1 protein-coding gene is annotated in these 16,311 nt (G+C 65.2%); it reads right to left on the bottom strand.

Annotation, left to right across the window (positions count from 1 at the left end; all coding sequences use genetic code 11):
- Position 1 precedes the first annotated feature (1 nt).
- Positions 2-16,126, bottom strand: coding sequence for a non-ribosomal peptide synthetase (locus EPZ47_RS16325; protein ID WP_135845735.1), 16,125 nt, complete (start codon positions 16,124-16,126; stop codon positions 2-4).
- Positions 16,127-16,311: the final 185 nt, after the last annotated feature.

Genomic DNA, 16,311 nt, shown 5'->3' with positions numbered 1-16,311 from the left:
TTTATTCAGCATCCTTGGAGACGATAGCGAGCAGTTCGCTTTCAGACAGCGAAGCCATTTCTTGTTGCAGGTCGAGCAGTTCATCCGACTCGTACTGCGCCAGTTGCAGGGTGTTGATCAGGTCGGCCAGGGCCAGCAGCGAGGGGTGTTCGAACAGCCCTCTGAGCGGCACTTCGACGCCGAAGGTTTCTCGTGCCCGGAGCGTGACTTGCACCGCCAGCAGCGAGTGGCCGCCGAGCTCGAAGAAATTGTCGTGACGGCCAATCCGCTCCAGCCCCAGCAGGTCGGACCAGATGGCCGACAGCAACGCTTCGGTCTCGCCGCTTGGCGCTTCGTACTGGCGGTACGCGAAGTCTTCGCTGGCAGGCGCCGGCAGGGCGTTGCGATCGAGCTTGCCGTTGGGGCTCAAGGGCAACTGCTCGACCACCACGAATGCCGCCGGGACCATGTAGTCTGGTAACTGCGAGGTCAGGTAGGGCCGTAGCGTGCTGCTGGCGTTACGCCCGGTCAGGTGCGGCTCGACGCTCAGGTACGCCACCAGACGCGTGGCTCCCGGTGTGTCTTCGCGGGCGATGACGGCTGCCTCACGCACCCCCGGCAGGGTCAGCATCAGGGCTTCGATTTCACCGGGTTCGATACGGAAACCACGGATCTTGACCTGTTGGTCGTTGCGCCCAAGGAACTCGATCACCCCATCGGCGCGCATGCGCACCAGATCGCCGGTGCGGTACATCCGTGGCGTGTCGCCCGGGCCGAATGGGTCGCTGAGGAAGTGCTCGGCGTTCAGTGACGCCCGGTCCAGGTAACCTCGCGCCACCCCCGCGCCGCCTACGTACAATTCGCCCGGCACGCCGAGTGGCACCGGCTCGCGCTGTTCGTCGAGCACGTACAGGCGACTGTTGGGGATCGCCCGCCCGATGGGCACCGTGCCCCGGTCCTGGGCGGTGCAGCGATGCACCGAAGCCCATACGGTGGCTTCGGTGGGGCCGTACTCGTTGTACAAGGTGATCTCAGGTTCCAGCCCAGCACATTCCTGCACCAACTGCGCGGGACAGGCTTCGCCGGCGACGATCATTTCTTGCAGGCTGCCATGACCGTGGCCGCTGGCGAGGCTTGCCAGCACCAGGCGTCCCAGGGACGGCACGCACAGCAGTGAGGTGATGGCCTGTTCACCAATGAACCGGGCGATGGCATCGGGATCCCGGGCGGTCTCGGCATCCGGGATGCACAAGGTGCCGCCACCGACCAGGGTCCCGAAGACCCCGGCCACGGAGCTGTCGAAGGCAATCGACGACAACAGCAGGAAGCGCTTGCCGGTTGCCGGCCCATACACCGTGCCACGGGCCAGCGTCGAGGCCACCAGGTTACGATGTTCGATCATCACCCCCTTGGGTTTACCGGTGGAGCCAGAGGTGTAGATCACATAGGCCAGGTGCGCCGGGATCAGGCCCTGGGCATCCCGTTGTGGGTCCTGGCTGCTCGAGCGCACTGCCAGCGCCCGTTCGATGGCCAGGTAGCGAGTGCCCTCCTGCAGTGTGCCCACGGCCGTGCGACCGACCGGATCGGCCAGCAACAGGCGTGGCCTGGCGTCCTCGATGATCGAGGCCAGGCGCTCGGCCGGGTAGGTCGGATCCAGCGGCACGTAGGCACCACCGGCCTTGAGAATCCCCAGCAGGGCAGTGATCATCGCCACGCTGCGTTCGACACAGATGGCGACCAGATCCCCCGGTTGGACCCCTGCTGCGATCAACTGGTGCGCCAGACCGTTGGCCTGGGCATTGAGCTCGGCATAACTGAGCGATTGCCGGCTGTCGAGCAGTGCACAGGCGTGCGGTGTGCGGCGCGCCTGCTCTTCGAACAACTGTTGAATGCACAGGTGCGTCGGGTAGTCCACCTTGGTCTGGTTAAAGGTTTCCAGCAGTAGGGTGCGCTCCTGGGCAGGCAGCACGTCCAGTTGCGTGAGTGGGATCTGTGGCGTGTACATCAAGGCCTGGGTCAGTTGCTCCAGCGCCCGTTGCATCAAGGCGCAGATGCGCTGCGGGTCAACCCCCTGCACACTTTGCACGGTCAGGCCCAGGGCATCGCCATAGTCGTTGACCGACAGGGTCAGTGGGTAATTGGTCCGCTCGGCACTGTCGAGGATACGCATGCCCGGCCAGTGCAGTTGGCTGTCGTCGCGCTGGTGGCGATAGTTGAGCAGCGTGGTGAACAGCGGCAAGGCGTTGGGTACGCCACTGCAACGCTGTGCCAGGGCCAGGGAGGCCTGTTCGTGGTCCAGCAGCTCGATCAGGTCGCGGTGGGTGGCCAGGACCTGTTCATTGGCCCCGGCGCTCAGTTGCAGGCGCACCGGCAGGGTGTTGATGAACACGCCCAAGGCGCGTTCCGCCCCGGCCGAGCCTTGCAGGCGCCCGGCGACCACCGTACCGAATACCACATCGTCGCGGCCGGTGCAGCGGGCCAGGACCTGGGCCCAGGCAACGTGGAACAGCGTCGCCGGGGTGATGCCTCGCTCCCGGGCCTGGGCGCGGATGCGCAGGTTGAGCTCGACGCCCAACGGCACACTGGCTTCTTCGATATGGCTGCCGTCGCCTTGCACTTCCAACAGATCGAAGGGCGCGGTGGGGGCATCGATATCCGCCAACCGGCGGGTGAAGTAGGCTTCGTGAACGTCGGCCGGGATGGCTTGGGCCTGGGCAATGAAGTCGCGATAGGGCTGGGGTGCCGCCAGGCTCTCGCTTTGTCCATGAAGGATCGCGTGGATTTCTTCCAGGACGATTTCCAGGGTCACATGGTCGCTGGCCATGTGGTGGTTGAGCAGCGCCAGCAGCCAGCGTTCGGAGTGCGGATCCTGGGCGATGCAGGCACGCATCAGCGGCGCCTGGCGCAGATCCAGGCGCAGTTGCCGTGGGTCGCTCAAGGCTTCGAGCTGGCTGCGCGGGTCCTTGTGGCCGTCGAGGGAAACACTGTGCACCGGCAAACGCGCCTGGCGCTGTACGACCTGTACTGGCTGGGGCAGACCGTCCCAATGTACGCAGGTGCGCAGGATGTCGTGGCGGTCGATCACCTGTTGCAAGGCGGCGATGAAGGCGTCGAGGCGCTGGCGGTTGTCGAACTCAAGCATCGAGCGCACCAGATAGGCGTCGCCTTCATGCCCGAGCAAATGATGGAACAGGATGCCTTGTTGCAGTGGCGCCAGGGGGTAGATGTCCTGGATATTCTGCGCGCCCCCAGGCACGGCAGCGACGATGTGTTTGAGCTGGGCTGAGGTCAGGTCCACCAGCGGCAACATCTGCGGTGTCAGTGCCAGGCAAGCGTCCGGAATACGATTGGCCGGCGCCTGGAAAACCGGATTTGTGCTGGTCGTCAGGGCCAGGGCCAGTTCTCGCAGGCTCGGGGCGCTGAAAACCATGCGCACGTTGGCGTTCAGGCCTTGTTCGCGCAGGCGTTCGATCAGGCTGACGGCCATCAGCGAGTGGCCGCCCAGTTCAAAGAAGCCGTCGTGACGACCGATGCGCTCGATCCCCAGCAAGGCTTGCCAGATTTCGGCGAGGATCTGTTCCACACGCCCTTCAGGTGCCTCGTAGGCGCGGCTGGCGTAGGCATCCTGGTCCGGTTCGGGCAGGGCGCGGCGGTCGAGCTTGCCGTTGGGGGTGAGCGGCAATGCGTCCAGCACCACGAAGGCGCTGGGCACCATGTGTTCGGGCAGGCGACTGAGCAGTTCGGCGCGCAATTGTCCGGCAGCGGCCGGTTCGCCGCACAGGTAGGCCACCAGGCGTTTGCCGGACTGGTGATCGTGGGCAACGACCGCCGCTTCGCGAACACCTGCGAGGGCGGCGAGGGCGGCTTCGATTTCCCCCAGTTCGACACGCAGGCCGCGAATCTTCACCTGATCGTCATTACGCCCCAGGTACTGCAACGTGCCGTCGGGCAACCAGCGACCGATGTCACCGGTCTTGTACAGCCGGGCGTCGGCCTTGCCGTAGAACGGGTCGGCGATAAAGCGCTCGGCGCTGAGCTGCGGCAGGTTGAGGTAGCCGCGGGCCACACCGATACCGCCGATGTGGATCTCACCGGGTACGCCCACCGGCAGCAACTGCCCGTGGCTGTCCAGTACATGCAACTGCATGTTGCGGATCGGTCGGCCAATCGGGATCGACTGGTGCCGGTAGGTCTCGAGATCGCTATCAGCGGTGTACCAGGCGACCACGTCACTGCACTCGGTCGGCCCGTAGCTGTTGATCACCGTTGGCCGTGGCAGAGGGAGTTTTTCCAGCATGGCGAGCTGGATCGGCTCACCGCCCAACACCACCCGTTTCAGACAGGCAAGGGCTTGCTGATGATCGGCGTCCACCAGCGCGTGGAAGGCGCTGGGCGACATGTTGAGGTGCGTGATGCCGGCGTCGGCGATCTGCGCGACGATGGCGCCGGGGTTGAAGGGTTCTTCGGCCAGGTGCAGCGTGGCGCCGACCAGCAGTGGCGCGAGGATATTTTTCTGGGTCAGGTCGAAGTTGTAGGAGGACGCCAGCAGCACGGCATCGCCAGCATCGAACGCCAGGTCTTCGAGGTACCAGTCCAGCAGGTTGCGCAGGCCGCGATGTTCGACCATCACGCCCTTGGGCAAGCCGGTGGAGCCGGAGGTGTAGATCACGTAGGCCAGGTGGCCGAAGCCCAGCGCTGTCACTGAAGGATTGTGCTCGGGGACTTGCAGCAGCGCCGCGCTGCCCAGCTCCAGCGTGGCCAGGCCTTGGGGCAGCGGCAACTCGTCCAGGCCTTGCTGGCGAACCAGGGCTCGTGGCTTGCTGTCGGCCAGCATATGGGCCAGACGTTGCGCCGGGTACTGCGGATCGAGCGGTACATAGGCCGCGCCGGCCTTGAGGATGCCCAGCAGGCCAATGACCATTTGCGCACTGCGCCGGGCGCAGAGGCCGACGGTGTCGTCGGGTTGCACGCCCAGGGCGATCAGCGCGTGGGCGATGCGGTTGGCCTGGGTATTGAGTTCGGCGTAGCTCAGGCTTTGCCCGGCGCAGACCAGCGCCACGGCGTCCGGGGTGCGGCTCGCCTGTGCTTCGAACGCCACGTGCGGGAAACGGCTTGGGCTTTCGTCCAAAGCGATGTTGGCCGGGTTGAAGGTTTCCAGCAGTTGTTGACGCTGCGAGTCATCCAGCAACGGCAGGGTCGCCAGCGCTTGGTGGGCATCGTCGAGCATCGCGTCGAGCAGATGCAGCAAATGCTGGCCCCAACGGGCGATGGTGCTCTCGTCGAACAGGTCGGTGGCGTACTCGAACTGGCCACTGATGGTTTCGCCATCGTCGTTGAGCGACAAACTCACGTCGAATTGGGTGGTGCCGGTGGGCTGGGGCAGTGGGGTCAGGCTCAGCCCTGGCAATTCCAACGCCTGGTCGCGCGGGGTATTGCCCAGCACCAGCATGGCCTGGAACAGCGGGCTGTGGCCGAGGCTGCGCTCCGGTTGCAGGACTTCGACCACCTGCTCGAACGGCAGGTCTTGATGGCTGTAGGCGTCGAGGGTGGTGGCCTTGATCTGCGCCAGCAACTGGTCGACACGGCTGTGGGCCTGGACGTCGATGCGCAGGGCCAGGGTGTTGACGAAGAAGCCGATCAGCGCCTCGGTTTCCTGGCGTGGACGGTTGGCCACCGGGGTGCCGACCACCACTTGCGGTTGGTTGCTCAGGCGCGAAAGCAGGATCGACCAGGCGCCGAGCAGGGTCATGAACGGGGTCAGGCCCTGTTGCTGGCTGAAGCGGCGCAGGCGAGTGCTGAGTGCTGCGGGCAGTTGCAGGGCCAGCGCGGCACCCTGGTAGCTTTGCACTTGCGGGCGGTTATGGTCGCTGGGCAGTTCCAGCAGCGCCGGGGCGCCGCTGAGGTGTTCCTTCCAGAAGCCGACCTGGGCTTGCAGGCGTTCACCTTGCAGGTGCTGCTGTTGCCAGGCGGCGTAGTCGGCGTATTGCAGGGCCAGGGGCGGCAGTGGATCGTCGAGATCCTGGCTGAAGGCGGCATAGAGCGCGTTGAATTCACCGATCAACACCGCCACCGACCAACCGTCGGAAACGATGTGGTGCTGGGTTACCAGCAGAATATGTTCGTCGGCGTCCAGGCGCAGCAGGCGGCCACGAATCAGCGGTCCCTGGCTCAGATCGAAAGCGTCCCGCGCTTCGGCCTGGGTCAATTGCTCGACGGCCGCCTGCCGGGCCTCGGTGTCGAGGGCTTGCAGGTCGTGTTCCTGCAAGGCGAAGCCGATGTCGGCGGCGGCGAAGCGCTGGCGGACCTCGCCGTCATGGCGTTCGAAGGTGGTGCGCAGGCTTTCGTGGCGGGCGACGATGCGGTCCAGGGCGCGTTGCAAGGCGTGGCGATCCAGCTGGCCGCGCAGGTGCAGGGCAGCGGGCATGTGATAGGCGACGCTGGCGGCGTGGTCCAGTTGATCGAGGAACCACAGGCGTTGTTGGGCCAGGGACAGCGGCAATGCTTGCTCGCGGGACACCACGGCAATCGGCTGGACCTGGGACTGGCCGGCCTGTTCCACCCGTTGGGCCAGTTCACTCAACGAGGTCTGGGCGAAGAGGGTTCGCAGGTCGATCTCGACACCGAGGTCCTGGTGCAGACGCGCTTGCAGTTGCACGGTCAGCAGCGAGTGACCGCCGAGTTCGAGAAAACCGTCGTGACGGCCGACCTGATCCAGGCCAAGCAGGTGTTTCCAGATTTCGGCGATGGCGATTTCAGTGTCGCCCTGGGGCGCTTCGTAGGTTTTGCTCGCCAGGGATTCCAGGCCCGGCGCAGGCAGGGCGCGGCGGTCGAGTTTGCCGTTGGCGGTGAGGGGCAGGGTGTCCAGGTGCACGAAGGCGCTGGGCACCATGTATTCGGGCAGGTGCTTGAGCAGGGTGCTACGCAGTTGTTCGGCACTGACCGATTCGCCGCACAGATACGCCACCAGGCGATTGTCTTCCCGGGCGATGACCACGGCCTCGCGGATACCCGGGTAGGCCACCAGGGCATTCTCAATCTCACCCAATTCGATGCGGAAACCACGGATTTTCACCTGGAAGTCATTACGCCCCAGGTACTCTAGCGTGCCATCGGCCAGCCAACGACCGAGGTCGCCGGTCTTGTACAGGCGTGCGTTCGGGTCAGTGCTGAACCGGTCGGCGATAAAACGTTCGGCGCTCAGCTCCGGACGGTTCAGGTAACCGCGGGCCACACCGGCCCCGCCGATGTGCAGCTCGCCGGCCACGCCCAGCGGCGTCGGTTGCCCCCGGGCGTCGAGCACGTGCACCTGGACGTTGGCGATCGGCCGGCCAATGCTCGGCCGTTCGCCGAGGTCGCGGATCAGGTCGATGGTGGCGTCTACCGTGCATTCGGTCGGGCCGTACATGTTGTAGAAACGAATGTTCGGGCAGTTGCGCAGTTTCTCCCAGGTCGCGGCGTTGATCGCCTCGCCACCGAGCAGCACGCTCACCGGCTGATAGCTCTGGCGCTCCAGCAGGCCGGCGGCGAGCAGAGTGTCGAGCTGCGACGGCGTGGAATCGAAGGCATGCACCTGATGCTGTTCGAGGAAATCCAGCAGCTCGTGGCCGCTGGCGCGGATCAGTTGCGGGATGATCACCAAACGGTGGCCGGAGAATAGCTGCGAGATGCCCTTGATCGACATGTCGAAGAAGAACCCGGCATTCAGCGCCACGGTGGCCGGTGTCGGGCAGTGCCGGTGGGTGCTGCGGGTCAGCACCTGCCAGAAGTTGAACACCGAACGGTGCTCGACCATCACGCCCTTGGATTGGCCGGTGGAGCCGGAGGTGTAGATCACATAGGCCAGGTGCTCGGCTGTCAGGCCTGGCACTTGCGGATTGGCATCAAAGGCCGGATTGCTCGCAGCCTGCAACGAATCAACCGTGTCGAGCAACAACAGCGGCAGCTCGCCTGCCGGCAAGTTGAGGGCCGCTTGGCTCAACAACGCCCGTGGCTGGCTGTCCTGCACCATGAACGCCATGCGCTCGGCAGGGTGGGCCGGGTCGATCGGCACGTAGGCGGCGCCGGCCTTGAGCACCCCCAGCAGGCCGACGATCATGTCCAGGCTGCGCTCGGCACAGATCGCCACGCGTTGATCGGGTTGGATACCGAGTTCGAGCAACTGTCGGGCCAGGTGGTTGGCGCGGCGGTTGAGCTGGCGGTAGCTCAGTTGCTGGTTCTCGCAAACCAGGGCCACGGCCTCGGGATTGGCCTGGACCTGGGTTTCGAACAGGGTGTGGATTGGCTGGGCAGGCCCGAAGTCGCTGGCGGTGCGGTTGAAGTCCGCCAGCAGCAATTGCCGCTCGGTTTCGGGCAGCACTTCCAGATCGCTGGCGAGGCGTTCGGGGGCCTGTTCAAGGGCTTCCACCAGGGCGGCCACGGCTTGGCCGAGGTAGGCGGCGATGCGTTGCGGGTCGATGCCAGTGATGGCTTGGGCGGTCAGGGAGAAGTCGTCGCCTTCATCCGCCACAGCCACTTCGATCGGATAGTTGGTACGGGCTTCATTGCTCAGGAAGCGCACACCGTCCCAGGCCAGGACCTGATCTGTGTTGGCCAACGAGCCGCCGTCGGTCTGATGGCGGTAGTTGAGCAGGGTGGTGAACAGCGGCAGGCCCGCGGTAACCCCGCTGCAGCGTTGGGCCAGGGCCAGGGAGGCCTGTTCGTGGGCGAGCAGTTCGCTGAGGTCGCGATAGGTTTCGTCCACCAGCGTGCTGACACTGAGCCCGGCCAATTGCACCCGTACTGGTAGGGTGTTGATGAACACGCCAAGGGCCCGGTCGGCACCCAGTGAACCTTGCAGGCGTCCGGTGACCACGGTGCCGAACACTACGTCGTCACGCCCCGTGCACCGCCCGAGCACCTGGGCCCAGGCCAGATGAAACAGTACCGCCGGCGTCACCCCGGCCGTACGCGATTGCGCGCGGATCCGCAGGCTCAGGGCCGGGTCGAGACGCACACTGGTTTCCACCACCTGGGCACCGTCGCCCTGGACATCCAGCACACCGAATGGGGCCGTCGGCTCATCGACACTGGCCAGGCGCCCAGCGAAATAGGCTTCGTGGGCCTGGGGCGGGGTGGCGAGAATCTGCGCGACGAACTCCCGATACGGCATGGGTGTCGGCAGGTCGGCCCCCTGACCCTGCATCAGGGTCTGGATTTCCTCGAGCACGATGCCCAGGGACACGTGGTCGCTGATCATGTGGTGGTCCAGCAATGCCAGCCACCAGCGTTGGGAATGCGGGTCCTGGGCGATGCAGGCACGCATCAGCGGTGCCTGTTGCAAATCCAGGCGCAGGTGTCGTGGATCGCTCAAACGCTCCAGTTGCGCGCGCGGATCCTCATCGGCCGCCAGGGTGATGGGCTGGACCGGCAACACGGCCCGACGTTGCACCACCTGCACCGCTTGCGGCTGGCCGACCCAATGCACGGCGCTGCGCAGGATGTCGTGGCGGTCAATGACCTGTTGCAGGGCCGTGACAAAGGCATCGAGGCGCTGGCGGTCGTCGAACTCGATCATCGAGCGCACCAGATAGGCGTCGCCTTCATGCCCGAGCAAATGATGGAACAGAATGCCTTGCTGCAATGGGGCCAGGGGGTAGATGTCCTGGATGTTCGCGGCACCGCCGGGCACGGCGCTGACGATACGTTCGAGCTGGCTCGGGGTCAGTTCCACCAGGGGCAGCATGTCCGGCGTCAACGCCGTGCAATCGGCCGGAATCCGGTTGGCCGGGGCCAGGAACAAGACTTCCTCGCTGCGGCTCAGGGCTTGGGCCATCTCCCGTACGCTGGGGGCGGTGAACACGGTGCGCACCGTGGCGCTGAGGCCGTGCTGGCGCAAACGGTCGATCAGGCTGACAGCCAGCAACGAATGCCCGCCGAGTTCGAAGAAGCGGTCATGCCGGCCGACCTTCTCGATGCCCAGCAGATCCTGCCAGACGGTCGCGACGATCTGCTCGACCTCGCCCCGCGGTGCCTCGTAGGCACGGCTGGCGAACGCTTCCTGACCCGGTGCGGGCAGGGCGCGGCGGTCGAGTTTGCCGTTGGGGGTCAATGGCAGGGCTTCGAGGTGCACAAAGGCGCTGGGCACCATGTATTCGGGCAGTGCCGCGAGCAACGCGGTGCGCAACTGTTCAACGGGGACCGATTCACCACACAGATAGGCGATCAAGCGCTTGCTGTCCGATTGACCCGGTTTGCTCTCCTGGGCGACCACCACCGCTTCACGCACACCGGCGCAGCCGGCGAGGATGGCTTCGATCTCGCCCAGCTCCACACGGAAACCGCGGATCTTCACCTGATCGTCGTTGCGTCCCAGGTACTGGAGAGTGCCATCGGCCAGCCAGCGACCGAGGTCGCCGGTCTTGTACAGGCGCGCGTCCGGGTCGGTGCTGAAAGGGTCGGCAATGAAGCGTTCGGCGGTCAGCTCCTGGCGATTGAGGTAACCGCGCGCGACACCGACACCGCCAATGTGAATTTCTCCGGCGACCCCCAGTGGGACAAGGTTGCCGCTGGCATCGAGCACGTGCAGCTGGGTGTTGCGTACCGGTTTGCCGATCGAGCGGAAGTCGTCGTGATCGCTTTCCATCAGGCGGATCGAGGCGTTCACGGTGGCTTCGGTCGGGCCGTAGGCGTTGAACAGCGCCGGGCGATGACCGGCCCGGGCGAACCACTGGGTCACGGCCTGTTTACCCACCGCTTCGCCACCGATCATGAACTGACGCAGCGAGGAGGGCAGCGCTACATGCAGGTCGCGGCTGACCTGCTGCCAGAACACGGTCGGCAGGTTGGCGACGGTGATCGCATGTTGTTCGCACAGGGCGGCGAAGGCCGCAGTCCCGGCAATCCAGGCATCGCTGCGCAGAACCAGGGTGGCACCGGACAGTAATGCCCCGAAAATCTCTTCCACCGACATGTCGAAGGTCATGGTGGCGAATTGCAGGATGCGGTCCTTGGGGTTGAGGCCATAACGCTCTTGCAGGGCGCCGATCTGGTTGCACACCGAACGGTGTTCGAGCATCACCCCCTTCGGCTTACCGGTGGAGCCCGAGGTGTACATGACGTAGGCCAGGTGCCGGGAGGTCAGGCCTTCGACCCGTGGGTTGCGTTCATCGCCAGCGGCTGGATCGTCCAGCGACAGCTGCGCGATCGGCAGCGGTGGCAGTTGTCCGGCCAGGTTGCCTTGGGTCAGCAGTACTCGCGGCGAGCTGTCGCTGAGCATGTGCTGCAGGCGATCCTGCGGATAGTTCGGGTCCAGCGGCACATAGGCGCCGCCGGCCTTGAGGATGGCCAGGATACCAATGATCATCTCGGGGCTGCGTTCCACCAGCAGCGTCACGCGTTCATCCGGGCGCAGGCCGGCGGCGATCAAGCGGTGAGCGATACGGTTGGCACGGGCATTGAGTTCGCCATAGCTGAGGCGGCTGTTTTCAGCCTGGACAGCGATGGCGCGGGGGCGATCCTGCACCTGTTGTTCGAACCACTCATGCACCAGCCTGCCTTCGGGAAACGGGGCATGGGTCTGATTGAAGCCACCGAGCAGTTGCCGGCGTTGCTGGTTGTCCAGCAACGGCAGGGTCGCCAGCGCTTGGTGGGCATCGTCGAGCATCGCGTCGAGCAGATGCAGCAAATGCTGGCCCCAACGGGCGATGGTGCTCTCGTCGAACAGGTCGGTGGCGTACTCGAACTGGCCACTGATGGTTTCGCCATCGTCGTTGAGCGACAAACTCACGTCGAATTGGGTGGTGCCGGTGGGCTGGGGCAGTGGGGTCAGGCTCAGCCCTGGCAATTCCAACGCCTGGTCGCGCGGGGTATTGCCCAGCACCAGCATGGCCTGGAACAGCGGGCTGTGGCCGAGGCTGCGCTCCGGTTGCAGGACTTCGACTACCTGCTCGAACGGCAGGTCCTGATGGCTGTAGGCGTCAAGGGTGGTGGCCTTGATCTGCGCCAGCAACTGGTCGACACGGCTGTGGGCCTGGACGTCGATGCGCAGGGCCAGGGTGTTGACGAAGAAGCCGATCAGCGCCTCGGTTTCCTGGCGTGGACGGTTGGCCACCGGGGTGCCGACCACCACTTGCGGTTGGTTGCTCAGGCGCGAAAGCAGGATCGACCAGGCGCCGAGCAGGGTCATGAACGGCGTCAGGCCCTGTTGCTGGCTGAAGCGGCGCAGGCGAGTGCTGAGTGCTGCGGGCAGTTGCAGGGCCAGCGCGGCACCCTGGTAGCTTTGCACTTGCGGGCGGTTATGGTCGCTGGGCAGTTCCAGCAGCGCCGGGGCGCCGCTGAGGTGTTCCTTCCAGAAGCCGACCTGGGCTTGCAGGCGTTCACCTTGCAGGTGCTGCTGTTGCCAGGCGGCATAGTCGGCGTATTGCAGGGCCAGGGGCGGCAGTGGATCGTCGAGATCCTGGCTGAAGGCGGCATAGAGCGCGTTGAATTCACCGATCAACACCGCCACCGACCAACCGTCGGAGACGATGTGGTGCTGGGTCACCAGCAGAATATGTTCGTCGGCGTCCAGGCGCAGCAGGCGGCCACGAATCAGCGGTCCCTGGCTCAGATCGAAAGCGTCCCGGGCTTCGGCCTGGGTCAATTGCTCGACGGCCGCCTGCCGGGCCTCGGTGTCGAGGGCTTGCAGGTCGTGTTCCTGCAAGGCGAAGCCGATGTCGGCGGCGGCGAAGCGCTGGCGGACCTCGCCGTCATGGCGTTCGAAGGTGGTGCGCAGGCTTTCGTGGCGGGCGACGATGCGGTCCAGGGCGCGTTGCAAGGCGTGGCGATCCAGCTGGCCGCGCAGGTGCAGGGCAGCGGGCATGTGATAGGCGACGCTGGCGGCGTGGTCCAGTTGATCGAGGAACCACAGGCGTTGTTGGGCCAGGGACAGCGGCAATGCTTGCTCGCGGGACACCACGGCAATCGGCTGGACCTGGGACTGGCCGGCCTGTTCCACCCGTTGGGCCAGTTCACTCAACGAGGTCTGGGCGAAGAGGGTGCGCAGGTCGATCTCGACACCGAGGTCCTGGTGCAGACGCGCTTGCAGTTGCACGGTCAGCAGCGAGTGACCGCCGAGTTCGAGGAAACCGTCGTGACGGCCGACCTGATCCAGGCCAAGCAGGTGTTTCCAGATTTCGGCGATGGCGAGTTCAGTGTCGCCCTGGGGCGCTTCGTAGGTTTTGCTCGCCAGGGATTCCAGGCCCGGCGCAGGCAGGGCGCGGCGGTCGAGCTTGCCGTTGGCGGTGAGGGGCAGGGCATCGAGGTGCACGAAGGCGCTGGGCACCATGTATTCGGGCAGGTGCTTGAGCAGGGTGCTACGCAGTTGCTCGGCCGGCACCGGCTCGCCGCAGACGTAGGCAACCAGGCGTTTGCTGTCCGCTTGCCCAGGATGGTCTTCCCGGGCAATGACCACCACTTCGCGAACGCCGGGGCACAGGGCCAGGGCCGCTTCGACTTCGCCGATCTCGATGCGCAGGCCGCGGATTTTAACCTGGAAGTCGTTGCGCCCCAGGTACTCCAATGCACCGTTGGCCAGCCACCGGCCAAGGTCGCCAGTCTTGTACAGGCGTGCATTCGGTTCAGTGCTGAACGGGTCGGCGATGAACCGTTCGGCGCTCAGTTCCGCTTGGTTCAAGTAGCCTCGGGCGACGCCGATGCCGCCGATGTGCAGCTCCCCGGCGACGCCCAACGGTTGGGGTTCGCCCCGGGCGTCGAGGACATGCATCTGGATGTTGGCGATCGGCTTGCCGATGGGCACGCTTTCGCCGGGATCACTGGGGCGGCACTGCCAGGCGGTGACGTCGATGGCCGCTTCGGTCGGACCATAGAGATTGTGCAGCTCGACCCCCGCCAGTTGTTGTTCGAAGCGCCGTTGCAGGCCGCGAGGCAGGGCTTCGCCGCTGCACAGCACCCGACGCAGGGCAGGGAAGTCCTGTCTGTCGTGGTGTTCGAGGAACAGGTCGAGCATCGACGGTACGAAGTGCAGCAGCGTGACGCCGGCCTGGCGCATCAGTCGGGCCAGGTAATCCGGCTCCTGGTGGCCGCCCGGACGGGCCATGACCAGCTCGGCGCCGGCCAGCAACGGCAGGAAAAACTCCCAGACCGACACGTCAAATCCGAACGGGGTCTTTTGCAGCACCCGGTCGCTGGCATCGACGCCGTATTGGTCCCTGGCCCACAGCAGGCGGTTGACCACCCCGAGGTGTTCATTCATCACCCCTTTGGGGTTGCCGGTGGAACCTGAGGTGTAGAGCACGTAGGCCAGGTGCCGGGGTGTCAGCCCCAGGGCGTGTGGCGCCGGGTCATGCTCGGGCTGCGTGGCCAGTTGCGCGTGATCTTCGTCGCCATCGAGTGCCAGCAGCGGAACATCCAACGGCGGCAGCTGGGCCAGCAGTGCCTGGCTGGTCAGCACGGCTCGCGGGGCACTGTCGGCAAGCATGAACGCCTGGCGGGCGCTCGGCAGGTCCGGGTCGATAGGCACGTAGGCGCCGCCAGCCTTGAGTATGCCCAGCAGGGCGACGACCATTTCCGGCCCGCGTCTGAGGCTCACGGCCACCCGGTCATCCGGCTTCACCCCCAGTTCGATCAGGCGATGGGCGAGCCGGTTGGCCTGGCGATTGAGTTGGCCGTAACTGAGCAAAGGACCGGTGTCGTCGCGCACGGCGCAGGCAGCCGGGCGCTGCTCGGCTTGCTGTTCGAACAACTGATGGATCAGCACGTCCTGCGGATAGTCGCGGGCGGTGGCATTGAATTCGACTTGCAGGCGTAGCCGCTCGGCCTGGCTCATGAGCGGGTAATGGCCCACGGCGGTGTCATGGTGCTCCAGCACCGCTTCGAGCATCGAGAGCATGCGTTGTTGCAGGAGTCGGGCTTCTTCCAGGCTGAAATAGGCGGTGTTGAAGTTGAAGTCCAGATGGACGTCTTCGAACGGATGGTAGTCGCGCACGAAGATCGCCATGGGCGTCTGTTCGTAGCCGTTATCCATGGTGATGACGGTGGACGAGGTGCCGCCGAACTGATCGTCGCCGTCCAGGCTTTCGAACGACAAGGAGATGTCGAACAGTTGCCGACGTCCGCTCTGTGCCAGGCGCAGGCTGCGGTTGAGCTCGGCGATGGGGAAGCGCTGATGGCGGTAGCAGCGGCGCAGTTGTCCACCGGCGGTATGCATCAGGTCCAGCAGTGAGGCGTCGAAGTCGACAGGCAGGCGGATCGGGCTGACCGAGGAAAACATGCCCGCGGTTTCTTTGGTACGGGCGGTGGTGCGGTTGTGCACGGGCATGCCGATGACGATTTCATCGACCCCCACGGTGCGGCAGAAATAGGTGGCCACCACGCTGATCAGCACATGGGCGACCGACAGGCTGCGCTCGCTGGCGAATTGCGTCAGGGCGTCGTACAGCGCCCGGGGAAGCATCGCCTGCACCTGGGCGCTGGGCGCCAGCGCATTGGCCTGGCCGGTCTTGAAGTCAGCGCGGCGTTGCAAGAGCGATGGCGGCATTTGCGCGTAGGTTTCCTGCCAGAACTGGCGGTCGCGCTCGTAGCGGGACGATGCGAGGTAAGCCCGGTCATCTTCCAGGAACGACAGGTAGGAATGCCCTTGGGCGACTTCGTCATTGCCGGCCAGCAGGCCGTTGTAGGCCGCGCCCACGGCGTGGCCGATCAGCGCCACGCCAATGCCGTCGGTGACCAGGTGGTGGTAGCGGTTGAGCCAGTAATGGAGGTTCGGGCCACAACGGACCATGCGCGCCTCCCAGAGCTGGCCGGTCAGCGATTCGAACGGTTGGCGGAAAGCGTCGCGCAGGTAGTCCATGGCCAGGCCGGCGGCAGCCTGCTCCTCGGAGAACTCCACCACTTGCAGGTTCACCTTGACCTCGGGCAGGACTCGCTGGCGCCCGATGCCACCCTCATGACTGAAGCTCAGGCGCAGGGCATCGTGACGGTTGGCGACCAGCTCGATGGCTTTCTCGAACAATGGGATGTTGATCTCACCCCTGATCTCCAGGGACATGCCGATGTTGTAGTAGGGCAGGTCAGGGTGCGCGATCTGGTCCAGCCAGATGCCCTGCTGGACTGAGGCCAGCTCATGGGACACGCAATCTTGCGAGAGCGACATATCGGTCGACGAATCCATATCGGAGCACCTGCTTGCAGAATCAATTGAGGTTTTGTCTCCGTTCGAAAGGCAGCGATGTGTGGAGGCCTGGGCGACTGCCAGTCGGCGGATCAATAGCCGTGAGTAAGGACCTTGGCGGTGGCGCGCGGGCGCCTGGAGTCCCTTCACAAAGTGAGAAAAAATTAGAGCATCCGGTGGGGACT

The organism is Pseudomonas viciae (assembly GCF_004786035.1).
Taxonomy (GTDB): Bacteria; Pseudomonadota; Gammaproteobacteria; order Pseudomonadales; family Pseudomonadaceae; genus Aquipseudomonas; species Aquipseudomonas viciae.
The sequence above is the reverse complement of the archived record's forward strand: the minus strand, read 5'-3'. Positions and strand labels throughout refer to the sequence as shown.